The organism is Streptomyces sp. NPDC000878 (assembly GCF_053599695.1).
In genome coordinates this window covers 40,179-63,421 of record NZ_JBSFMT010000024.1, presented here as the reverse complement: position 1 = coordinate 63,421, position 23,243 = coordinate 40,179, and the positions used below count along the sequence as shown (strand labels likewise).

Sequence of the window (23,243 nt, the reverse complement as noted above, 5' to 3'; positions counted from 1 at the left end):
GGCATCCCCGGTCGCCGTCAGCTCAGCAGATCCGGCTCGCTCCTGCTGATGTCCCGCCACAGTGGCTGGTAGTTGATCCACGCGACCAGGTCTCCGCCCAGCTGCTCCCGTGTCGAGACCGCCTGTTTGTGGTCGATGAGGATGGGCCGGCCGGCCGCCCTCGCGGTCAGCTGGACCTGGCTCGACCGTTCCATCGACAGGAACCACCAGGCCGCGGCGTCCACCGAGTCGCCCACCGTGAGCAGCCCGTGGTTGCGCAGCACGAGGGCCTTGCGGGTGCCCAGCGCGGACGCGATCCGCCGGCCCTCGTCGGCGTCCACGGCGACGCCCGTGTAGGCGTCGTACAGGGCGTGGTCCTCGTAGAAGGCGCAGCTCTCCTGGGTGATCGGGTCGAGGAGGTCGCCGAGGGCGGAGAGGGCGCGGCCGTGCACCGAGTGGCAGTGGGCGACGGCGACGACGTCCGGGCGGGCGGCGTGCACCTGGGCGTGCACGGTGAAGGCCGCCTGGTTGATGTGGTAGCGGCCCTCGATGACCTGGCCGTCCTGGTTGGCCATGACCAGGTCGCTGACGGTGACGTGCTTGAAGGGCATCCCGAACGGGTTCACCCAGAAGCAGTTGCTGTACTCCGGGTCGCGCGCCGTGATGTGCCCCGAGACGCCGTCCTCGAAGCCGAGCCGCCCGAACAGCCTGAGCGCACCGGCCAGCCGTTCCTTGCGGTGCCTGCGCTCGTCGTCGAGCGACTCGTACATCGGGGGCATCGCGAACTGCAACTGGTCGGTGGGCAGCGGCAGGGGCGGAGTGGGCCCGTGCATAGGTCCTCCAGCACTGGGTTCCTTTACGGAGCGGAAGTTACCGTCGGTCCGCGCAGGAGAACAGGGATGGTTGAGAAGAGATAAAAGAGATACCGGAGACAGGGTCCCGAGACCCACCCGAGACACGGACGAGCCCCGGACAGCGACGAATACGAGACACCCACGGGATGCCTGCGGGATGACAGCAAGATACCTACGGGACACCAGCGAATACACGTCACAGGATGTCGGGTATCCGCGTCAGACTCGGTCCCATGAACTGGGCAGTGTTCACCACCACGGAACCCGAACTGGCCGAAACCGTCGAGGAGCGCTTCCGCGCCTTCACCCATCACACCCTCGCCACCCTCCGCCAGGACGGCTCGCCGCGCACCTCCGGTCTCGAAGTCCGCTTCCTGAACGGTGAGTTGTGGCTGGCGATGATGCCGGACTCGCTCAAAGCACGGGATCTGCGCCGCGATCCCCGCTTCGCCCTCCAGGCGAACCCCGGGGCGGGGACGGACATGGGCGGGGGCGATGTCAGGGTGAGCGGGCGGGCGTACGAGGTGGAGGATCCGGCCGCCAAGGCCGCGTACGCCGAAGAGGTGGAACCGCCGGAGCCGTTCCACCTCTTCCGCACCGAGCTGACGGAGGTCGTACGGACCTACGTCGAGGACGAGAAGTATCTGGTCGTCCAGGTCTGGACGCCCGGAGAGCCGGTGCGGACTCTCAAGCGGACCTAGACGGTCAGAGGGTTGCTCCGCCGCAGGATTACTCCCACTCGATGGTGCCCGGCGGCTTGCTCGTCACGTCGAGGACGACTCGGTTGACGTCGGCGACCTCGTTCGTGATGCGGGTCGAGATCTTCGCCAGGACCTCGTACGGGAGGCGGGACCAGTCGGCGGTCATCGCGTCCTCGGAGGAGACCGGGCGCAGGACGATCGGGTGGCCGTACGTGCGGCCGTCGCCCTGGACGCCCACGCTGCGGACGTCCGCGAGGAGGACCACCGGGCACTGCCAGATGTCGCGGTCGAGGCCGGCGGCCGTCAGTTCCTCGCGGGCGATGGCGTCGGCCTCGCGGAGGAGGTCGAGGCGGTCCTTGGTGACCTCGCCGACGATCCGGATGCCGAGGCCGGGGCCGGGGAAGGGCTGGCGCTGGACGATCTCGTCCGGGAGCCCCAGCTCCTGGCCGACCATCCGGACCTCGTCCTTGAAGAGCTTGCGGAGAGGTTCGATCAGCTGGAATTCGAGGTCTTCCGGCAGGCCGCCCACGTTGTGGTGGGACTTGATGTTGGCGGTGCCGGTGCCGCCACCGGACTCGACCACATCGGGGTAGAGGGTGCCCTGCACCAGGAAGGCGACCTCGGGGCCCTCGTCCGCGATGATCTCGGCCTGTGCCTGTTCGAAGACGCGGATGAACTCGCGCCCGATGATCTTCCGCTTCTCCTCGGGGTCGGAAACCCCGGCGAGCGCGTTCAGGAACCGCTCCTCGGCGTCGACGACCTTCAGCGTGACGCCGGTCGAGGCCACGAAGTCCTTCTCGACCTGCTCGGTCTCGCCCTTGCGCATCAGGCCGTGGTCGACGTACACGCAGGTCAGCTGGGAGCCGATGGCCTTCTGTACGAGGGCTGCGGCGACCGCCGAGTCCACACCGCCGGAGAGCCCGCAGACGGCGCGCTTGTCGCCGACCTGCTCGCGGATCAGCGCCACCTGCTCGTCGATGACGTTGCCGGTGGTCCAGGACGGGGTCAGGCCCGCGCCCCGGTAGAGGAAGTGTTCGAGGACCTGCTGGCCGTGCGTGGAGTGCATGACCTCGGGGTGGTACTGGACCCCGTACAGCTTCTTCTCGTCGTTCTCGAAGGCGGCGACCGGGACGACGTCCGTGGACGCGGTGACCGAGAAGCCCTCGGGGGCTGCGGAGCAGGCGTCGCCATGCGACATCCACACCGACTGGTCGGCCGGGGTGCCCTCGAAGAGGGTCGAGGACGGCTTGCTGACGGCGAGCTGCGTACGGCCGTACTCGCGGGCTCCGGTGTTGTCGACCGTGCCGCCGAGGGTGGTCGCCATCAGCTGGAAGCCGTAGCACATGCCGAAGACGGGGACGCCGGCCTCGAAGAGGGCGCGGTCGACGGTCGGGGCGCCCTCCGCGTACACGGAGGAGGGGCCGCCGGAGAGGATGATCGCCGCCGGGTTCTTGGCGAGCATCTCCTCGACCGGCATGGTGCTCGGCACGATCTCGCTGTAGACCCGGGCCTCGCGGACTCGGCGGGCGATGAGCTGGGCGTACTGCGCACCGAAATCGACGACCAGGACGGTGTCGGGGGCGGGGGTCGCTGCTGACACGGGGGCCTTCCGGCGGTTGGGCGGGGGTCTGTGCGGGTGATTCTACCGGGGTGGAGGTTGGACACCTTGCCGTCACTGGGGGCTGCACCCCCAGACCCCCGCTACGGCCCTGAACCGGCCTTGTCCTCAAACGCCGGACGGGCTGGATGGTGCCGCCCGGCGCTGAAAGATCAAGCCCCGGCTTGGAAGGGCACCCTTCTCAGTGCATACTGACCCCCATGCTCACGCACCCGACCTTCCTCTTTACCTATGGCAACCGGCCCGCCGGCTGCCATGGTCGTGCTGCTTGAGCAACTGACAAGCGACTTCCCAGGCGCCCCGGGCCGACAAGGCCCGGGGCGTCTGGCGTTTCCGGGTCCTGCCGATCCGGGGCACACCGTCCCGTCCGACAAGGAGCCCCGAATGACCACCACCGACACCGCCGACACAGCCAGCACCGCCGACACCGCCGATGTGATCGCCGACGCCCGTGCACGCATCGACGCCCTCGACGACCGGATCATCGGTCTCGTCCAGGAACGGATGGCCGTGTCCGCGGTCGTCCAGGAGGCGCGCATCTCCTCCGGCGGGCGGCGCGTGAACCTGTCCCGGGAGATGGAGATCCTCAGCCACTACCGGGACGCGCTGGGCAGGCCCGGCACCTCCCTCGCGATGACCTTGCTGGAGCTGTGCCGGGGCCGGATCTGAGGCCGTATGCGAGGTCCTATTCGAGGTCGGATGTGAGTTCGGGCGCTGTCTCACCCGTCCGGCGCGTGACCGTCGTCCGCGGTCTTCGTTGGTACCGGTGTCCGTGCCAGCCAGGGGCGGGCCCGCACAAACCACGCGTGGCTCCAGGGTTGTGACCGGACGGCAGGGGACAGCAGCCCGGTCACCCCCGAGAACGGTCGGCTCCGGGGACGCCCGGAGTCGGCCGACAAAGCTCAAGGTCAAGACGGAGACAGCCAAGTCCAAGGTCAAGGCCAAGTCCAAGGTCAAAAAGCACAAGGCCGGGTCAAAAGGTTGCGTACTCGACGGCCTTCGAGCACGATGCAAGAGCGACCCCAAGTCCCGTAGCAGGCAACCGTATTGACGTGTAACCCCTGACTGCCATTGGTCCAGACCGGGCGTGCGCCCCCCGTACGCCGGGGCGCCGACCAGTGGCCACAGACCAACAACGCGGCGCAACCCCCCGGCGCCGCTCCCCCCAGGCACCGGCGCTGCCCTGACGCCGGTGCTGACGGAGAAGGGCCCCGCGGCTCCGTCCCGCGGGGCCCTTTGCCATCGCCACGCCCGGCACCGAAGACGACACACCACCTCACATGTGACCCAGCGCACATAAATTTCCTGTGAGTGAAGAGCAACCATTCACAGCCGCCGCATGTCACACGTTCAGAACCAGGGGTCACATCCGTGCCCCGCACCTGGACGTTCCGAGGTCGTGAGGTCTTCATGAAGCTTCGCCGAGCCATGGCCGCAGCAGCGGTGACGGCTGTCATAGCCCCGCTGGCGCTGCTGTCCGCGCCCGTCGCGTTCGCCGACGAGTCGACCTCGGCCACGCCGAGCGAGCCGCCGGCCGTCACGGAGACCCCCTCGCAGACCCCGAGCTACAGCACGTCGGCGACGCCCTCGGACACCGCGCCCTCCGACACCGGCCTGCCGTCCGACGCGCCGTCCTCCACCGCCTCGGTGAGCGCGAGCCCGAGCCCGAGCGACTCCACCTCGGCCTCCCCGTCCGACTCCGCCTCCCCCTCGGTCTCCGCCGAGCCGAGCGAGGAGCCGACGGACCCGGACGTCCCGTTCTGCGAGGACCTCGACGAGGACTACAGCAACGCCCAGGTGTCCGCCGACATCAAGGGGCTGCCGGGCAAGATCGTCGCGGGCGACGGCTTCCACGCCTTCAAGCTGGTCGTCACCAACGACTCGACGACCGACCTCAAGGGCGTCGCCTTCTACGCCGAGGTCGAGAACTACGAGCTGGACGAGGCGAAGTTCCTCAGCCCGTACGTCGACCTGGAGTTCAAGAACCCCGAGACCGGCACCTGGGACCGCATCGGCGACGACGAGTGGGCCGGTGACTACTTCTTCTACGTCGAGAAGCTGAAGGCGAAGGCGAGCCAGTCCGTCGACCTGCGCGTCAGCATCGACAAGCAGGCCCCCGCGGGCGACGCGTACTCCTTCGGCTCCGGCGCCTACATCGACAATGTCGACGGCCAGGACTGCATCGCCGAGGGCTGGGCACAGTACGACTTCCAGGTCCTGAAGGCCGGTTCCTCGAACACCGACCCGGGTTCGGCCACGCCGAGCGACAGCGGCTCCAAGGACTCGGTCCAGAAGCCCCAGGGCAACGTCTCCGACCTGCCGAGCGGCAACCTCGCCGACACCGGCTCCAGCTCCGCCCTGCCGATGATCGGCCTCGTCGGCGGAGTCGCCGTCGTCGCCGGTGCGGGCGCGGTGTTCGCGATGCGTCGTCGGAAGGCGGGCACGGAGGCGTAGTCCGGCCTCCACAAGGACAAGGGAAGGACCTGCACTCGGAGGGGGGTGCGGGTCCTTCTCTTTTGCTCCACAGAGTTCCCTTTGCTCTACAGAGCCCTCTTCGCTCTGCGGCCTCTTCGCGCTACAGAGCCTTCTTCAGGGCCTTCTTCGGAGCCTTCTCCGGCACCGTCGGCATCCCCAGGAACGGCAGCCGCAGCGCGCCGAACGCCTCCGCCGGGACCGCCGGCGCCTTCGGCTCGACCGGCTGCAGACGCTCGTACGCCGCTCCCTGGACGGGACGCGGGTCGGCCTCGCCGTTGTTCGGCCAGTACGACATCGCGCGCTCGGCCTGGGCGGTGATCGTGAGGGACGGGTTGACGCCCAGGTTCGCGGAGACCGCGGCGCCGTCGACCACCGAGATGCCCGGATGGCCGTAGAGGCGGTGGTACGGGTCGATCACGCCCGTCTCGCGTGAGTCGCCGATCGGACAGCCGCCGAGGAAGTGGGCGGTCAGCGGCATGCCCATCAGTTCGCCCACGTTGCTGCCGGCGAAGCCGTTGATCTCCTCGGCGATCGCCGAGGCGCTCTCCGTCGCGGCCCTGATCTGCTTGGGGTTGGGGGCGCCGTGTCCCTGACGCGCCGTCAAAAGGCCTTTGCCCGCGCCCTTCGGCTTCAGATAGGTGGTGAGGGAGTTGTCCAGGGACTGCATCACCAGGCCGATGATGGTCCGTTCCGACCACTGACGGTTGGAGATCGAGCGCAGCACCAGGAGAGGGTGGCGAGCCGCGTTCGCCAGCCAGCCCAGGACCCTCGACGACCCTTCCGCGTACGGGACTTGGAGGATCGACAGGCCGCCCATCGAGTTCGAGCCCTTGCCGTAGCGGACGGGTTCGATGTGGGTGTTCTCATCGGGATGGACCGAGGACGTGATGGCGACCCCGCGCGTGAAGTCGACCTTCGCCTCGCCGGTCGCTCTGCGGTAGCGGCGGTTGTCGGTCTGGGCGCCGACCAACGCCTCCGAGTTGGTACGGGTCAGCTCGCCCAACCGCCCCGAGAGGTACGGGAGTTGACCGCCCGCCTTCATCCGGTGGAGGAGGGTCTGGGTGCCGTACGTGCCAGCCGCGAGGACCACACGGCGGGCCGTGTACGTCCGCCCCTCGCCCTTCCCCTTCGCGCCCTTCCCCCTCGCCCCCTTCTTCCCGTCCGTCGGGAGCGTGGCGACCGCGTAGCCGCCGCGTGAGTCGTCCGTGACGGACACGACCGTCGTCAGGGGGTGGACGACCGCGCCCGCCTTCTCGGCCAGGTAGAGGTAGTTCTCGTTGAGGGTGTTCTTCGCGCCGTGCCGGCAGCCCGTCATGCACTCACCGCACTCGGTGCACGCCTTGCGCGCGGGCCCGGCGCCGCCGAAGTAGGGGTCCGGGGCCTGCTCTCCCGGCGCCGCCTTCACCGACCCCTCCGCGTCCTCGCCGTCGCCGAAGAAGACGCCGACCGGCGCGAGATGGAAGGTGTCGCCTACGCCCATCCGCTCGGCCGCCGCCTTCAGGTGGACGTCGGACGGGGTCATCGTCGGGTTGAGCCGTACGCCGAGCATGCGCCGGGCCTGGTCGTAGTACGGGCTCAACTCCTCCTGCCAGTCCGTGATTTCGCGCCACTGGGGGTCGTCGAAGAACGGCTTCGGCGGTACGTAGAGGGTGTTGGCGTAGTTCAGCGAGCCGCCGCCCACGCCTGCGCCCGCCAGCACCATCACGTTGCCCAGCAGGTGGATGCGCTGGATGCCGTACAGGCCGAGCTTGGGGGCCCAGAGGTAGTTCTTGAGGTCCCAGGAGTTCTTGGGGAGCGTGTCGCGCGTGAAGCGGCGACCTGCTTCCAGTACGCCTACCCGGTACCCCTTCTCGGTCAGGCGCAGGGCGGTGACGGAGCCGCCGAACCCGGAGCCGACGACGAGGACGTCGTAGTCATAGGCGTAGTCGTGATCACTGTCGTACGACACTTGCTCTCCTCGTTGAGAACAGAACTTGCTGAACGCGCCCCCGGCACAGGGGACTTACCTCAGCCGGAATGCCTTCATCACGCGCAGGCTCCTGCTCATGAACTCCGCGTACTTCTCGTCGTCCATGCCCAGCGCCGGAGCCATCGGCAGCAGGCGCTGCTGGGCGATCGTCTGGGCCTCGGTGTACTTGAGGATGCCCTCGGAGCCATGGCGGCGGCCGAGGCCGGAGTCCTTCATGCCGCCCATGGGCGACTGGACGCTGCCGTACGCGGACGCGTAGCCCTCGTTGACGTTGACCGTGCCGCAGCGGACGCGGGCGGCGACCGCGCGGCCACGGGCGGCGCTCTTCGTCCAGACCGAGGAATTCAGGCCGTACGGCGTGGAGTTGGCGAGGGCCACCGCCTCGTCGTCCGTCTTGAAGCGGTAGATGGAGACGACCGGGCCGAAGGTCTCCTCCGCGCAGACGGCCATCGGGGTCTCGACGCCGTCGAGGATGGTCGGCTCGTAGAAGTAGGGGCCGATGTCGGGGCGGGCCGTGCCCCCCGCGAGGACCTTCGCGCCCTTGGCGACCGCCTCGTCGACGTGCTTCGTGACCGTCTCCAGCTGGCGTTCGCCGACCAGCGAGCCCATGTCGGCGCCGTACGCAAGGGACTTGCCGAGCCGCATCGCCTTCGTCCGGGCGACGAAGCGCTCGACGAACGCGTCCGCGATCGACTCGTGGACGTACAACCGCTCGATGGAGATGCAGAGTTGGCCGGCGGAGGAGAAGCAGGCCCGGACCGCGCCCGCCGCCGCCTTCTCGATGTCGGCGTCCTCCAGGACCAACATGGCGTTCTTGCCGCCGAGTTCGAGCGACACCCCGACCAGTCGCGCGGCGGCGCCCTGCGCGACCTCGCGGCCTGTGCGGGTGGAGCCGGTGAAGGAGACGTAGTCGGCGTGCTTGACGACCTCGGGGCCGACGACCGGGCCCTCGCCGAGGACAACCTGGAAGACATCGGCGGGCAGACCGGCCTCGATGAGGATGTCCCGGGCCCACAGGGCCGTGAGGCAGGTCTCCGTGTCCGGCTTCATCACGACCGCGTTGCCCGCGACGAAGGCCGGGATCGCGTCGCCGACGGAGAGTTCCAGCGGGTAGTTCCAGGGGGCGATCTGGCCGACCACCCCGCGCGGGTGGCGCAGTTCGGTGACCTTGGTGAGCGTCGGCATCGCGCCCGCGTGCCGCTTCGGCTTCAGGTACTTGGGGGCCATGCGGCCGTAGTGACGGGCGGCCACGGCGACGGCCTGGACCTCCTCGTGGGCGTGCAGACGGGCTTTGCCGGTCTCCAGCTGGATGAGGTCGAGGACCTCGGCCTGGCGGGCCAGCACCAGGTCGTGGAAGCGGAGCAGCACGGCGGCGCGCTGCCGTACCGGTGTCTGCTCCCAGACGGCCTGCGCGGCGCGGGCCCGCTCGTACGCCTTCTCCACGTCCTCGGGGGTCGACTCGGGCAGGTCGGCCAGCTTCTCGCCGGTGAACGGGGTGTGGTTGGCGGTGCGGCCGGAGCCGACGACACCCTTGGTGAGCTGGGCGACCAGCTCGGGCGTGACCACGTCCGCGGCGGTGCGGGCGCCTGTGGGCGCGGGGGCCAGGGGGTTCGTACCGGTGGGGGCGTCGGTGCCGGGCTTTACCGGGGCCTGCGAGTCCGTCATGAGCCGCAGGGTATGACGGCTCGGAGGCTTTGGGTACCCATGGGTAACCCGGATTCACTGTCTACGCACAAGCCGCCGACCCTCACGGCCATGCCGCCAGTGAGCACTGGCAACGAATCCGCTGATCAGGGCGTTGGGCGTCGTGCGCCCACCCAGGGGACGGCGATCTGAATCACTTCTCCTCGACCAGGAGGCGCTACTTCTCGATTTCGAGCTGGTCGCGCGCCCCCTTGAAGACCTCTGTCCCCCGTTTCTCGTCCGGCGTCCCCTTGGGCATGTCGACGCGCAGCTCGTAGAGCCGACCGTCGTCGGTCAGGATCTCCACCTGCATGACCCGGACGAGCCTGCCCTCGGTGTCGTACGTGGTGTCGGCCTGGACGGACTTGTAGCCGCCGACGGTCGTGTTGGTGTACTGGGTGCTCGACTGGCCGTATCCCGACCAGATCTCGGCGGCGTGCTGCGCCTGGCCCATGGGCGAGCGCGGCGCCTTGTCCCACAGGGTGAGGCGGACCTGGATGACCTCGTCGTTGTCGTAGATCGCCATCCGGGGCTGGTCGTCGGCGTCGCCCTGTTCGTGGAAGCGGACGTACTGGCGGGGCAGCGCGAGGACCGCCTTCAGGTCCTCCTCCTCGTGGGCCAGCCAGCTGGCGAGGGTGGGGAGGGCCTCCGTCGGCGCGGGCACGGAGGTGGGTGCGGTGGTGGGCACGGAGGTGGGTACGACGGCCGGGGTGCCGGGCCCCTCCTCCCCCGCGACTGCCGAGTCTCCGCCGCTGGTCTCGACACTCCTGCCCTCGAACACCAGGCCCACGGCCGCGAGAGCGACGGCGCAGGCCAGGACCACGAGAGCCACCCGCAGGGGACGCCGGCGCCACGCGGGCTTCGGCGCGGGCAGCGAGGCGGCCCGGGTCTCCGGGGAGGACTCGGGTACGGGGGTGCCTGGTACGGGAGTGCCAGGTACCGGTGTCTCGGACACGGGCTCGGCTAAAGCACTGTCCCCCCGCAACCGCACCGTTCCCGCATCGTCCGCGAACTCCTTTATCCCGGACGGCTCCTGAGCAACCGTCAACTCCCCGCGCTCCGGCGCCTTCGGGAGCGGCCAGCCCTTGGCCACCGCCTCCAGGGCCGCGGTGACCTCGTCCGCGTCGGGGCGCTCGGCGGGGTCCTTCACCAGCAGCCGTACGAGCAACGGGCCGAGCGGGCCCGCCTGTTGGGGCTGGGGCGTCTCGGCGGCGAGGATCGCGGCGAGCGTGGACTCCAGGGTCGTACGGCGGAAGGGGGACCAGCCCTCGACGGCCGCGTAGAGGAGTACGCCGAGCGACCACAGGTCGGAGGACGGACCCGCGCCCCGGCCCGACATGCGCTCGGGGGCGATGAACTCGAGGGAGCCGACGAACTCCCCGCTCATCGTGAGGGATTCCTCGCCCATGATGTGGGCGATGCCGAAGTCGGTGAGGACGACCCGGCCGTGGCTGCCGAGCAGGACGTTGGCGGGCTTCACGTCCCGGTGGACGATCCCGACGGAGTGCGCGGCGCGCAGCGCGCCGACCACGGCGAGGCCGATGCGCGCGGACTCGGCGGGCTCGATGGCGCCGCGCTGGAGCACCTCGTGCAGGGACTCGCCGCGCACCAACTCCATGACGATCCAGGGGAGTCCGTCCTCGACGACGACATCGTGGACGGAGACGGCGGAGGGATGGTCGACGCGCGCGGCGGCCCGTGCCTCCCGGTGGAGGCGGTGCGCGATCCGCTGATGGGCGGCGTCCTGCGGGTCCCCGGGCAGCCTCGGCTGCTTGACGGCGACCTCACGCTCGACCAGCTCGTCCTGGGCCCGCCACACGGTGCCCATGCCGCCGGAGCCGATGCGCTCGGTCAGCCGGTACCGGCCACCGACCAGCCGCCCCTCGTCGCCCTTGTTCCCGCCACGGCCATGGCCCCCGCCCCGGCTGTCCCCACTCGGGCTGTCCCCGCCCCTGCTTCCGCCGCCTTCCCCGCCGTTGCTCATGCCCCATCCCTACCCTGCGGGGCCGACCCTTGTCGACGCCGGTTCAGGGCGTCCGTCGTACGGCGGGGCAGTGCCGTACGTCCCACCGTCGCCGCCAGTTTGCGCAGCCGCCGCCAGTCCATGGGAGGCGTCGGCGCGGGAACGCCGGGCCGGTTACGGGGGACGCGGACGCGCAGGGCGCCCGGTTCGACGCGGCAGCGGACGGGTGTGGGCAGGACGAGGGCCTCGCCGTCGAGGCCGACCTCGATCTCGGGCAGGTCGGCCTCGACGACGACCTCGTGGGCGGTGACGACGGTCATGCCGGTGGCGTACCGGCCGAGGAGCAGTTCGGCGGCCTGGGCGGCGTCCTCGACCTTGATGCCGAGCACGCCGAGGACACCGGCGTCCAGCCGCTCACGGCGGCCGAGGCCGGCCAGGTCGTCCATGCGGTAGCGGTTGTTGCTGACCAGCAGGGCCTGCGGCGCGTGGACGGTGGTCTCCCCGTCCCGTGTCTCCGCCTGCGGGTACGCCCGTGCGGTCAGCGTCGGGCCGCGCTCGAAGGTGAGCAGCTCGGGCAGCAGGCCCAGGGTGGTGCCGACCTTGTCGTCGCGGTAGGCGGGGCTCTGCACGATCGAGGCGTACGCGCCGAAGGAGGCGTTGTTGACGAAGGGGCGGCTGTCCGCCGTACCGTCGCCGGCCCCGCCTCCGGCTCCGCTGTCGAGGAAGCCCAGGTCCACCTTCAGCTCGATGCCACCCGCGTCCGTGAGGGCGTCGAGGCAGGTCGCCGGGTCGTCGCGGTCGAGGCCGAGGTCCATGGCGAAGTGGTTGCGCGTACCGGCGGACACGACCAGGAAGGGCAGGCCGTGTTCGGCGGCGACGCCCGCGACGAGGGCCTGGGTGCCGTCGCCGCCGGCCACGCCGAGCAGATCCGCGCCGGCCGTGACCGCCTCCCGGGCCAGGGCGACGACGTCCTCGGGCTCGGGTTTGTCGGGGTCGAGCAGATGGACGCGGGCGCCGAGCCGCTCGGCCTTCTCGCGCAGCCGGAAACGCTCGACCTTGCCGCCGCCGGAGCGCGGGTTCATGAGGAGGAAGGGCTGGAGGGGCGCCGGCGCCTCGTACTCGCGGACCGGCACGACATGGGACTTGGTGCTGCTCAGCGCGAATTTCCCGGCCCACACGGCGACGCCCCACAGGGCGAGGGAGGCGATCGCGGGCCCCAGCAGATTGGCGGCGGCGAAGAGGGCGACGACGGCGACCGGGGTGGCGACGGCGAGCACCGCCCCAACGGCCCGCACGAAGCCGCGCCGGGCGAGCGCCCACCACAGGCCGGAGGCGGTGAGCACGGCCCCGCCGACGCCGACCGCCGCGAGCAGCAGGCTGCCCATTCCCGCGTATCCGATCGGCAGCAGCACCGCCAGCCCGGCGGCTCCGAGCGCACCGCGCGCCGCCCAGCGCTGCCGGGCATGCGCACGCCCGAACAGCTCGTTGCCCATGCCGGTGCCCATGTCCATGTCGACGTTTTAGCAGAGTTCGTAATCCGCCCGCGCACGGAAGGAACAAAGCGGGCATTCAAGGGTGACCCGGCTCACCCCGCCGACCAGGATGATCACGGCGCTCTAACCTTGAAGGCACGATCAGGTCACGGTATCTTCACCACCCAGTCGCCACGCATACCCGATAACGGCGCACGCATTCGCACTTCACCCTCCACGTTTCACCCTTCGCATTTCGCCCTTCGCACTTTTTGGAGAACGTGACGATGACCGTGCCCGAAACGGACTCTCCGAGACAGCACGAAAGACACCAAATAGCCGATATAGCCGAAGTTGAAGTTCGGCATCATGTCTCGCGGGCCGAACTGCGCGGCACCCGGGTGCGATTGGCCGGATACGCGTATCTGCACCGGGTGGAGACGTACGACGTCACCACCGAACTCGTCGTGCGCGAGCGGGAGACGGGTACGGAGTACCGGCTGCCCGTCACCCACACCGCGTCCCCGCACCTCGGCGCCGACGAGGACGAGGGGCGGTACGCGTACGAGAAGGCCGGGTTCGAGGCGTCCTTCGACATCGACACCCTCGCCGACGGTTCGCCCCTCGACGACGGGCTGTGGGACATCTCGCTGGCCGTCGGCGCCCAGGGGCTCACGCGCGAGGTGCGCATAGGCAGCAGCCGGGCCGAACGGCTGCCCGGCCGCCCCGACGTACGGATCACGGAGACCGTACGAGGTCAGCGCGCCGTCACCCTCTACACCACCGTCCCGTACGGCAACTACACGATCGACCTCGGCGAGCGGAAGCACCCGGTGCTGAAGCGGCTCACGTTCGGGGCCGTCCGCTGGCACGCCGGCCGTCCCACCGAGCTGCTGGTCACCGGCCGCTGCACACTCGGCGCGTACCCGCACGGGGCACTGACCGTGCACCTCAGCAACGAGGCCGAGCCGGGTGCCACGGCCGCCTTTCCCGCCGTACGGCCCCCGCACGGCGAGCAGTTCACCGTCCACATACCCGTCGCCGAGCTGGGTCCTGGCGTGTGGAGCGGCGAACTCCGGCTCGGGGAAAGGGCGTTGCCGCTGCCGCAGCCGCCGAAGAAACTGGCTGCCGCCAAGTGGTGGCGCCGAAGCGGGCTTTGGTACGCGAAGCCGGTTCTCCGACCGGACGGCGGATTCGCGCTGCGCGTGGGGAGCACCGGGAAAGCGGGACTTCTGAGGGCGGCTCCCGGTCTCCTGAATCGCCGCCTCCTTCGTTAGTCGACGAACGTCAGTCGGCGAACATCGGTTGACGAACATCGGTTGACGAACGTCAGTTGACGAACGTGTCCAGGGCGACGTCGAAATACTCCTTCGCCTCCCGCACCTTCCCGACGGGCGCCGACACCCATACGTCGTACATCCGCCCGCCCTCCTCCCAGCACAGGTCGTAGGTGTGGCGCGGCCCCTCAGCGGTACTGAAGCCGTCCCAGGTGAACTCCCAGAGTGCGGCGGTCTGTTGGGCGTGCACCGTCTCGGTGACCCGTCCGTCGCGGTAACCGGGGTTCGAGGAGGGCCCGTCGGCGTCCGCCCGCCTCATCACCCCGAGCGGGCCGCCCGGTTGGGGGTCGACGACCCTGATCCCGAGCCGGAAGGTCTCCCCCGGCGACAGATAGAAGACCCGGTCCTTCTGCTCGGTACGCGTGAACCCGTCCGGAACGGCGAGCGAGAAGCCGCGCGGGTCCTGGGCGAGGCGGTACCCGGAGGGAGCGGTCCGGGGGGAAGGGGAGGGACTCCTCGTACCCGACGCTCCCTCCGTCCCACCGGGCGATCCCCCCGTCGCGCCGGGTGACACCTCCGTCGTCCCCGCCCCCGACACGGTCGCCGTCGCCGTGCTCCCCGGTGTCGGTGTCCCGCCCCCGCCGTCCCCCGAGTTCATCAGCAGCGCCGCCGCGGACACCCCCGCCCCGGCCAGCGCCGCGACCAGCACCGCGGCGACGAGCATCGTCCGCCCGGAGGGCCGCGCCGACTCGTCCGCCGTACGAGAAGAAGGGGTGCGGGAAGAGGGAGTACGGGAGGAGGGGGTACGCGATGAAGAGCTGCGAAGGGAAAGGGTACGAGGTGACGGCGTCGGCCTCTGACCGCCGGGTTCCTCGCCCCGCCGGCCCTTCTGCCGGTCCTGGTGCCGGGCCGGCGAGTACCCGGCCGTCAGTTTCGGCGTACGCCCGGTCGCCCGGAACGCCCGCAGCATCCGTTCCGCCTGTGCCGCGTCGAGGCGTCGCTCGGGATCGCGTTCGAGGAGCCCCCGTACGACGGGCAGGAGCGGCGCGGCCTGGGCCGGTGGCCGTACCTCGTCGATCACGACGGCGTGCAGGATGCCGCCCAACGAGTCGCGCCGGAACGGCGATTCGCCGCTCAGGGCGGTGCAGATCAGCGCGCCGAGCGACCACAGGTCGGACTCCGGCCCGGTCCTGACCCCGGACATCCGCTCGGGCGCGGTGTACTCGGGCGAGCCGACGAAGGAGCCGCTCTCGGTGAGGGTGGTCGCGCCCGCGACCTGGGCGATACCGAAGTCGGTGAGGACGATCCGGTCGGTGTCGTCCTCAAGGAGGACGTTCGCGGGCTTGATGTCCCGGTGCAGGACACCGGCGGCATGGGCCGCGCCCAGCGCCCCGAGGAGGGCGATGCCGATCCGGGCGGCCTCGTCGGCGTCGACGGGCCCGCGCTCGGAGATCCGGTCCGCGAGCGAGCCGCCGTCGATCAACTCCATGACGATGTACGGGCGTTCGTCCTCCTCGACGACATCGTGGACGACGATGATGTGCGGATGGTGCAACTGGGCGACCGCGCGCGCCTCGCGCAGGGTGCGGTCGCGCCGCAGCCGGGCCTCGTCCACCGAGAGGGAGGTGTCCTGCGTCAGCTCCTTGACCGCGACCCGCCGTTCGAGCAACTGGTCGGTCGCCCGCCAGACGACACCCATGCCGCCCCGGCCGAGCCTGGCCTCCAGGCGGTACCGCCCGGCGATCACACGGAAGCTGTCCCCCTCGGTCCCCATGAGCCTCATCATGCCGCACCGGAGGACAGGACTCCGGGGCGCCGAGCAGCGGATGACCGACAACCGCCGTACCGGGCCCGCGCGTCCGGACGCCTACGGGGACGGTGTCAGCCGGAGTTCGGGCGCCACCCCCGCAGCACCGCCGTGAACTGCTCGCGCGCGGTCGCCCAGTCGGCCGCCGGAGCGGACATGTAGATCAGGTACTCGGCCCCGTCCCGGCCGAGATACGCCTGCTCGATGGCCCGCCGCGGCCCCGGGAATCCCCCATCCGTCGCCAGCGCGGTCCAGGTGAAGTCCCAGAGCGAACCCTTGCGGTCGCGGTAGACGTTGGACTCCAGGAGCACCCTCTTGTACTCGCTGAGATCGCTGAGCTGCTGTTCCAGGTCGAGTTGGTGGAGGTAGGGGTCGTCGAAGTCGGTGTCCTCGTCGACGGCTATCCGCAGGAAGTGCTCCCCGCCGTCGGGCGAGTAGTCGATCTGCCCGTTCGTCTCCGTCCGCGTCCACCCCTCGGGCACCAGAAGACTGAAACCGGCCGGATCGTCGACCCGCACCCAGCCCTCCGGCACGGCGGAGGCCTGCCCGCCCGCACTGTCCGTGGCAGAGGGAGAGCCGGAGGGAGTGGCGGAAGGAGATGCGGACGGCGAGGGCGATACGGCAGAACCGGCCTTCTTCGAACCGGAGTTCCACTGGTGCAGCGCGAACGCCCCACCCCCGCCGACGAGCACGACCAGCGCGACGACGAGGGCGATCGTACGACCCCGGCGGCGCGGCCCGGCCGGGGCGGCAGGACCCGCCTGGCCCGAACCGGTGACCGGACCGAAGGTCCCCTGAACCGGCGTGGCGGAGCCGACTGCCGCCCCGCCCGCCCTGCCCATCCGGAAGGTCCCGACCTCCCCCTCCCCGGTCGTCCGCATCGCCCCCGTGTGAAGCGTCGGCACGTACTGCTCGGCCGCGCGGGGCCGTCGCCCCTCCGCCGCCTCCGCGAGCATCTGTTCGACCTCGGCCGGTCCGGGCCGTAGAGCGGGCTCCTTGAGGAGCAGGGCCGTGATGACGGGCGCGAGCGGACCGGCGTACCGCAGCTCGTCGGCCTCGTCCTCGACGACCGCCTGCATGGTGGTCAGCGGGGAGGTGCGGCGGAACGGGGACCGGCCCTCGACGGCCGTGTACAGGGTGGCGCCGAGCGCCCACAGGTCGGAGGACGGCCCCGGGTCCTCGCCGCGCAGCCGCTCCGGGGCGAGGTAGTCGACCGAGCCGACGATCTCCCCCGTACGCGTGATGGTCGTGTCCCCCTCGACCTGGGCGATGCCGAAGTCGGTGAGCAGGACACGGCCGTCCTGAGAGAGGAGGACGTTGCCGGGCTTGACGTCCCGGTGCAGTACGCCGGCGGCGTGCGCGGCGGTCAGCGCGCGCAGCACCCACAGGCCGACCCGCGCCGCCTCGCGCGGCTCGATGCGCCCGGCCTCCTTGACCGCGTCGGCCAGCGAGTGACCCTCGACGAGTTCCATGACGATCCACGGGCGGCCGTCGTGGTCGAGCACGTCGTGCAGGGTGACGACGGCGGAGTGGTTGATCCGCGCCGCCGCGCGCGCCTCGGCCCGGGTGCGGGCGAGCAGGACGGCCTTCTCGCTCTCGGACACGTACAGCGCGGCCGTCAGCTCCTTGACGGCGACGGCACGGTGCAGCAGCTCGTCGTGCGCACGCCACACCCGGCCCATGCCGCCGCTGCCGATGACGTCGACAAGCCGGTAGCGGCCCGCGAGGAGCAGGCCCTGCATCTCATTCACGTTTCCCCGCAATGGTCTTGACAGGGGCAAGACTAAGGAGCGCCCTCGCCGGAGGGAACCGCAGGGGTGCCTACGGGGACAGCACTGTGACGGTTCTGCCCGCCCGGACTGTCCCCGAAGTCACCGGCCTGTCCCCGAGGTCAGCAGCTGGGCCGTCCGGGTCAGCCGGTGAACTGGTAGGTGGCCGCCGCCTGTTCGTACAGGCGCGTCACCTCGTCCCGCTCGGCCTCCGGCCCGCGCACCTGGACCACGTGGTACCGCCCGTCGACGACTATCGCGAGATTGCGTACGAACACCTCGCTGCCGGAGCTGTTCTGCCAGGTGAACTGCCCCTCGGCCATGGTCCGTCCGCCCACCTCGATGGTCCGCATCCCGCTGGACGTGGCCCAGGTCGAGTCGCGGAACGGCTGCAACTCGTACTCCCGCTCCCGCTGGTACGCCATCGGATCGGTGCCGTACGCCTGCGTGGTGTCCCGGCCCGGTACGACGATCAGCTGGAACGAGCCGTGCGAGTACACGACTTGGCCGCGCCCGTTCTTCGCCGCCCGGTCCCAGCCGTTGGCGACGGCGACCCGGAAGCCCTCGGGGTCGGAGCGCACGGTGAAGCCGGCGGCGACATCGGGCCCGGTGGTCGTCTGTGTCTCGGACGAACCGGCCGACGGGGAGGCGCTGTTGTCATTGCCGTTGCCGGGCGAGGTCTGCTCGGGCCGCGGTTCGCTGCTCGCGTCCGGGTTCTCGGCCGACGGCTCCGGCGCCGTGCTCACCTCTCCGGCGGAACCGGTCCGCTCCCCGTCCTGATCTCCGCCGCTGTTGGCCTTCGGCATGAAGAACACGGCGTACGCGATCGCCGCGGCCAGCACGAGCAGTATCAGGAGGAGCAGGTTGCGGCCCAGTCTGCGCGGCGCCCGCTTCTCCTGCCTGCCCCGCTTGTGCCGGCCGTGCGGACCGGTCGCGGGCAGACCTGCCCGGCGCCTGCGCACCAGCTCGCCCCGGCGCCGTACGATCGGCAGCCGGCGCGGGTCGGTGGGCGGCGCGGCGACGGTGTACAGCCCGGCCTCGGGCTCCGGCGCCGACCGGACGAGGGAGCGCAGCCAGCCGTTGAGCTCCTCGAAGTCGAGCCGCTCGGTGGGGTCCTGACGCAGCAGCGACTCCACGACGGGCCTCAGCGGCCCGCACTCCTCGGCGAAGGCGGGCGGCTCGGCACACACCAGCTGCACCAGCTCGGCCGTCGACTCCTCGGGGTAGGGAGCGTGCCCCTGTACGGCCCTGAAGAGCAGCGCGCCGAGCGCCCACAGGTCGGTCGCGGGACCGATGGGCGCGGCCAGCTGCCAGTTCTCATGCACCGGACCGGCCTGCTCGGGTGCCCACCGCTCGGTGACCGCCCCGACGACGGCCATCCGCGCCTGCCGTGCCCGCTCGGCGGCCAGCGGGGTCGCGGGCCCACGCCTGGGGGCACCGGCGGCGACCACGTCGTCCCAACGGCCCGGGGGCCTGCCGGGGACACGATCGGCGGGCGGGAGCTGATCCCTGGGCATGTCCCGGGGCGCGTCCTGGGGTGCGGCCTGGGAGTTGGCGTAAGTCGGCTGCCAGGGCTGCTGGTGTTGCTGCTGCTGGGGAACGCTGTCGGCGACCCCGCCCGTCGCGGCGCTGTTCGCTGCCGCGGGGAGAGCGCTCCGCGCCTGTCCGGCGTGCCCGACCTGACCGGGAACCCCGGTCGCGGGGGCGAAGCCACCGTTCCAGGCAGTCGTCGTACGCACGCCGTAGGGGTCGGCGATCTGCCCCGGAGTCGGAGTGGCCGGGCCGCGCTCCACACCGGTGCCGTGCGCACCGCCACCGGCGCCGCCCGCCTCGATCGACGGCCGGGCACCGGGCAGCGCGGTACGCCCGCTCTGCTCGGCCTCCTGGACCCGGGCCGCGGCCCGCGCCCCCGCCCGATACGCGGCGATCGCCCCGGCCCGCGCCGCCCGGATGTCCCCGCCGGTCTCCAACGCCCGCCGCTCGCCCCCGGCGGAGCCTCCGTCGCTCCCCTCGACAACGGTCCCGGGCGCCTCGCCACCGGCCCGCGCCTCGATGGCAGCACGCCGGGCAGCCTCGGGATCCCCTCCGGGGTCCCCGGCGAACGTCCCGCCGGGAACCCCGTAACTCCCCCCGGCACCGACTCCGGACACCCCACCCCCCCGCGCCTCGACAGCGGCACGCCGAGCGGCCTCGGGATTCCCGCCTGTACCCCCGGCGAACGTCCCACCGGAAACGCCGTAACCCCCGCCCGCGCCAGGACGACCGGCCGCGCCACCCGTCCGCGCCTCGATGGCGGCACGCCGGGCAGCTTCGACATCCCCGGCGGAAGGCCCGGCGAATGTCCCCCCGGAAGCCCCGTAGTTGCCGCCCCCGGCGGGGTGGCCCGAACCGCCGGCCCCGCCGCCGGGCACCCCTTGGCGCCCCGCCGCACCCGGACCACTCGGCAACGGAGCCGGCGACTGCCCGTACCCTCCGCCCCCGCCACTGCCGCCCGCCGAACCCGGCCCCGCGCCGCCGCCGGCCCCCGGAGCGCCAACTGCCGCGCCCCCTATGGCCCTCGCGCCCTCGTGTGCCCCAGCCGCCTCCGCCGTGTCGCCCCGGCCGGGCACCGGGTCGTACCCGCACAGCGCCTCTTCCGCCGCCCCGGCCGCCAGGCCGGTCAGCATCACGCGCCCGTCGTCGCAGACGAGCACCGTGCGCTCGGTGATGTTGCGGTGCACCCAGCCATGGGCGTGCAGCACGCGCAGCGCCATGAGGACGTCGGCGGCGACCTCGGCCGCGCGGTACGGCGTCAGCGGCTTCTCGGCGAGCAGCGACGCCAGCGACCGCGCCGGCACCAGTTCACTCACTATCCACAGCGAACCGCCCTGGGCGAACACGTCGAAGACCTGGTCGAGCCGTGGGTGGTCGGGGATGGACGCGGCGGCCTGCGCGGCCTCTATGGCACGCCGTACGGCCGGATCGCTGGGCCGACGCGTGGCCGTGGACCGGGTGTCGGCTCCTCGCGCCCGACGCCCGTCCCGCGCTACGAACCCGTCCGGCAGCCCGTCCGCGTCGAGCACCTCGGCCTCGACGACCTCGGGCAACGGCACCTGCCTGACCAGGACTTCCTGCCCGCTGTAGGTGTCCCAGGCCCGGGTCTCGGAGAGTTCGAACTCATCGGACGGCGGCAGCGGCAGGCGATAGCGGTCGGCGAGCACCCGCCCCGCATATTCCTCCACGATGCCTCCCCCGGGCCGCCCGGCTGCTCAATTCCGTTCGCCATACGTCCCGTTCTGGATGCGTACGGTCCGCAACCACTCACGATACGTGCCGGAGGCAAGTCACAAAGAGAGGATGCGAGATCTCACGGCCTCAACTCGGAACCGCGCACATCACGATTTCGGCTCGAACGTCTCCGTGAACGTCCGCCATGTCTCCTTGCGCAGCTCGCTGTCCCAATTCGACGCTTTCGCCGTGTACATGAGCGCATACCCGGATTGACTGTTGACGACGAACCCCCGGTCCACCGACCGGTACGTCGTCCCGCCGTCCGCATAGGTGAACTCCCAGTCGGCCGTGTTCCAGCCGCGGTAGTTCACCTTCGCTATTCGGATCCTGTCGTACTGCGAACGCGTCATGTACCGCTCTTGGTTCTCCCAGTCCGCCACAGGATCGGACTTGGGCGTAGTGGTCCACCCGACGAGCAGCTTCTGCCCGTCGGGTCCAGCGAACCGGGCACCCGCAGCCCCTGTGGACTCGAACTTCCACCCAGCGGGCAACCCGATGGAGAACCCCTGCCCACTCGTGTAAGTGGACACACCCGTAACAGCACCGGACTCACTCGCCGTCGGGCTGGGTGAGTTCGCCGCGCCGGCCCCCGTACCCGAGCCGGTCCCCGCCTCCGCACTCTTCGAGGTGTCGGCGCTCTGCCCGCCGTCCGCACGGGTGCCGTCGCCCTTGTCCTCCTTGATCTCGGCGGAGGAGGAGGCGGAGGAAGTCACCTTGCCGCCACCGCCCTTCGCCCCGCCGGCAGCGTCGTCGGTGGAGTCGTCGCCCCCGAGGACGAGGGCCAGCGCCACGCCGAGCACGATGACCGCGACGACCACCGCGATGATCACCAGCGTCCGCTTCGGCACCACATCGGTGATCGGCGCCCTGGGCACCGGCCGAGGCGGCAGATCCGGCGGCGGCACCACAGGCCACCCCGAACTCCGCCCCGCGGTGCCGGGGTTACCGGCCGGAGTCCCGGCCTCCCGAGTCTTGCCGTCCCGCGCCCCGGGGACAACGGCCCCCTGAGCACCACCGCTCTTCGCAGCCTCACCCGCCACCCCGGCGGAAGCCGCACTCCCGGAAGCCGCACTCGTCGAGGCCGCGCTGCCGGAGGCCGAACTCCCGGAGACCGCACCTCCGGAGGACCCGGCGCCCACACCCGCATCGGCCCCGGCCGCCGCTCCCCCGGACTCCGAAGTACCGGCGGCCCCAGCGGAATCGGTGCCCTTCGTACGAACAGCCGCCCCCGCCCCGGCTCCCGCCGCGACAGCCGCCTTCTTCACGGACCGGAACGCTCCACGGAACCGCTCGCCGGCCTCCTCGCCCCGCTTGCCCCCGGAGCCCGAGTCGGCCGGACTCCCGCTCTCCGCGCCCTTGTCTGCCCGCTTGCCCCTGCCGGGGACGGGCGGCAACGGCACGACCTTCGTGGCGTCCAGCGGCTCCGGCTCGGCCGGCTCGGGCTCGGGCGCGTGGATCACCGCGTTGAGCATCGTGCGCGCACCGGCGTCGTCGAGCCGCTTGGCGGGGTCCTTGGTGAGCAGCCCGTAGATCACGTCCTTCAGCGGGCCCGCGTTCTTCGGCTCCTCCAGCTGCTCCGTCATCACGGCGGTCAGCGTCGCGATCGCGGACCCCTTGTCGTACGGCGGCACACCCTCGACCGACGCGTACAACAGGCCGCCGAGCGACCAGAGGTCGGCCGCCGGGCCGGGCTTGTGGCCTCGGGCCCGCTCCGGCGAGATGTAGGAGGGCGCGCCGACGAGCATGCCGGTCGAGGTGATCGACGGGTCGCCCTCGACCTGCGCGATACCGAAGTCGGTGAGGACGACCCGGCCGTCCTCCGACATCAGCACGTTCGACGGCTTCACGTCGCGGTGCAGGATGCCCTCGCGGTGCGCGGACCTGAGCACGTCGAGGATCGCGAGGCCCACCTCGGCCGCGCGCTGCGGCTCCAGCAGCCCGTCCTCACGGATGACCTCGGCGAGCGACTTGCCCTCGACGAGTTCCATCACGATCCACGGCCGGTCGTCCTCCTCGACCACGTCGAAGACGGTCACGGCGCTGTTGTTGCGGATCCGCGCGATCGCCTTGGCCTCGCGCAGCGTCCGCGTGATCAGCCGCCGCTTCTCCTCCTCGTCGATGCTTCCCGGGAACCGCAGCTCCTTGACGGCGACGGTCCGGCCCAGGGTTTCGTCCTCCGCGCGCCAGACGGTGCCCATGCCGCCGCGGCCGAGGACCCCTCCCAGGCGGTACCGCCCGGCGAGGAGACGCTCACTCTTGTCCTCACGGGATGCGCCCGCCCGCTCCGCCTCCGACATGCGTCCCCTCATGCAACCCGCCCTGACAGAACCTCCATTGTCCCTCACCCGACAACCGGCCGACGCCCAGGGTGCCCCTCGGGACGGACGGTGGCCCGTGGGGAGAGGG

At 71.2% G+C, this 23,243-nt stretch carries 14 protein-coding genes; 4 read left to right on the top strand and 10 right to left on the bottom strand.

The window, feature by feature from the left end:
* Positions 1–17 precede the first annotated feature (17 nt).
* A complete protein-coding gene (locus ACWDR4_RS22285) occupies positions 18–812 on the bottom strand; it encodes a class II aldolase/adducin family protein (protein WP_369030636.1) in 795 nt (264 codons plus the stop codon).
* Between the two features lie 254 nt (positions 813–1,066).
* On the opposite strand from ACWDR4_RS22285, the gene ACWDR4_RS22280 reads away from it, so the two are divergent.
* Entirely contained in the window at positions 1,067–1,534 is a 468-nt protein-coding gene (locus ACWDR4_RS22280) for a pyridoxamine 5'-phosphate oxidase family protein (RefSeq protein ID WP_450410851.1), read from the top strand.
* 28 nt (positions 1,535–1,562) lie between these two features.
* On the opposite strand, the gene guaA is transcribed toward ACWDR4_RS22280, so the two are convergent.
* Complete coding sequence (gene guaA / locus ACWDR4_RS22275; RefSeq protein WP_450410849.1) at positions 1,563–3,134, bottom strand: glutamine-hydrolyzing GMP synthase; 1,572 nt, start codon at positions 3,132–3,134, stop codon at positions 1,563–1,565.
* A gap of 342 nt (positions 3,135–3,476) precedes the next feature.
* On the opposite strand from guaA, the gene ACWDR4_RS22270 reads away from it, so the two are divergent.
* Positions 3,477–3,821 (top strand): chorismate mutase, encoded by a 345-nt coding sequence (locus ACWDR4_RS22270; protein ID WP_450410953.1) that lies wholly within the window; start codon positions 3,477–3,479, stop codon positions 3,819–3,821.
* A 741-nt stretch (positions 3,822–4,562) separates the two neighbouring features.
* Positions 4,563–5,606 (top strand): LAETG motif-containing sortase-dependent surface protein, encoded by a 1,044-nt coding sequence (locus ACWDR4_RS22265; protein ID WP_450410848.1) that lies wholly within the window; start codon positions 4,563–4,565, stop codon positions 5,604–5,606.
* A gap of 121 nt (positions 5,607–5,727) precedes the next feature.
* Here ACWDR4_RS22265 and ACWDR4_RS22260 read toward each other — a convergent pair whose 3' ends face one another.
* The 4 genes from ACWDR4_RS22260 to ACWDR4_RS22245 all read right to left on the bottom strand — a co-directional run bounded on the left by ACWDR4_RS22260 (position 5,728) and on the right by ACWDR4_RS22245 (position 12,735).
* Entirely contained in the window at positions 5,728–7,575 is a 1,848-nt protein-coding gene (locus ACWDR4_RS22260) for a GMC oxidoreductase (RefSeq protein WP_450410847.1), read from the bottom strand.
* 54 nt (positions 7,576–7,629) lie between these two features.
* A complete protein-coding gene (locus tag ACWDR4_RS22255) occupies positions 7,630–9,261 on the bottom strand; it encodes a succinic semialdehyde dehydrogenase (RefSeq protein ID WP_450410845.1) in 1,632 nt (543 codons plus the stop codon).
* A gap of 196 nt (positions 9,262–9,457) precedes the next feature.
* Entirely contained in the window at positions 9,458–11,263 is a 1,806-nt protein-coding gene (locus ACWDR4_RS22250) for a protein kinase domain-containing protein (protein ID WP_450410843.1), read from the bottom strand.
* Positions 11,260–12,735 (bottom strand): diacylglycerol/lipid kinase family protein, encoded by a 1,476-nt coding sequence (locus ACWDR4_RS22245; RefSeq protein WP_450410951.1) that lies wholly within the window; start codon positions 12,733–12,735, stop codon positions 11,260–11,262. The genes ACWDR4_RS22250 and ACWDR4_RS22245 overlap by 4 nt, the downstream gene beginning before the upstream one ends.
* A gap of 386 nt (positions 12,736–13,121) precedes the next feature.
* Between ACWDR4_RS22245 and ACWDR4_RS22240 the strand changes: the two genes are divergently transcribed.
* On the top strand, positions 13,122–13,991 hold the full coding sequence (locus ACWDR4_RS22240; protein ID WP_450410841.1) for a hypothetical protein: 870 nt from the start codon (positions 13,122–13,124) through the stop codon (positions 13,989–13,991).
* A gap of 52 nt (positions 13,992–14,043) precedes the next feature.
* Here ACWDR4_RS22240 and ACWDR4_RS22235 read toward each other — a convergent pair whose 3' ends face one another.
* From ACWDR4_RS22235 to ACWDR4_RS22220, 4 genes are all read right to left on the bottom strand, one after another.
* Complete coding sequence (locus ACWDR4_RS22235; RefSeq protein WP_450410840.1) at positions 14,044–15,765, bottom strand: serine/threonine-protein kinase; 1,722 nt, start codon at positions 15,763–15,765, stop codon at positions 14,044–14,046.
* Positions 15,766–15,872: 107 nt separating this feature from the next.
* On the bottom strand, positions 15,873–17,540 hold the full coding sequence (locus ACWDR4_RS22230) for a serine/threonine-protein kinase (protein WP_450410949.1): 1,668 nt from the start codon (positions 17,538–17,540) through the stop codon (positions 15,873–15,875).
* Between the two features lie 170 nt (positions 17,541–17,710).
* Positions 17,711–20,788, bottom strand: coding sequence for a protein kinase domain-containing protein (locus ACWDR4_RS22225; protein ID WP_450410838.1), 3,078 nt, complete (start codon positions 20,786–20,788; stop codon positions 17,711–17,713).
* A 153-nt stretch (positions 20,789–20,941) separates the two neighbouring features.
* On the bottom strand, positions 20,942–23,134 hold the full coding sequence (locus ACWDR4_RS22220) for a serine/threonine-protein kinase (protein ID WP_450410947.1): 2,193 nt from the start codon (positions 23,132–23,134) through the stop codon (positions 20,942–20,944).
* Between the last annotated feature and the right edge of the window lie 109 nt (positions 23,135–23,243).

Excerpts from the sequence above, each read along its gene's own strand:
- ACWDR4_RS22265 (WP_450410848.1), top strand. The coding sequence starts at position 4,563 with ATGAAGCTTCGCCGAGCCATGGCCGCAGCAGCGGTGACGGCTGTCATA.
- ACWDR4_RS22235 (WP_450410840.1), bottom strand. The coding sequence starts at position 15,765 with ATGGGGACCGAGGGGGACAGCTTCCGTGTGATCGCCGGGCGGTACCGC.
- ACWDR4_RS22250 (WP_450410843.1), bottom strand. The coding sequence starts at position 11,263 with ATGAGCAACGGCGGGGAAGGCGGCGGAAGCAGGGGCGGGGACAGCCCG.
- ACWDR4_RS22285 (WP_369030636.1), bottom strand. The coding sequence starts at position 812 with ATGCACGGGCCCACTCCGCCCCTGCCGCTGCCCACCGACCAGTTGCAG.
- ACWDR4_RS22255 (WP_450410845.1), bottom strand. The coding sequence starts at position 9,261 with ATGACGGACTCGCAGGCCCCGGTAAAGCCCGGCACCGACGCCCCCACC.
- ACWDR4_RS22220 (WP_450410947.1), bottom strand. The coding sequence starts at position 23,134 with ATGTCGGAGGCGGAGCGGGCGGGCGCATCCCGTGAGGACAAGAGTGAG.
- ACWDR4_RS22245 (WP_450410951.1), bottom strand. The coding sequence starts at position 12,735 with ATGGGCAACGAGCTGTTCGGGCGTGCGCATGCCCGGCAGCGCTGGGCG.
- ACWDR4_RS22230 (WP_450410949.1), bottom strand. The coding sequence starts at position 17,540 with ATGCAGGGCCTGCTCCTCGCGGGCCGCTACCGGCTTGTCGACGTCATC.
- ACWDR4_RS22280 (WP_450410851.1), top strand. The coding sequence starts at position 1,067 with ATGAACTGGGCAGTGTTCACCACCACGGAACCCGAACTGGCCGAAACC.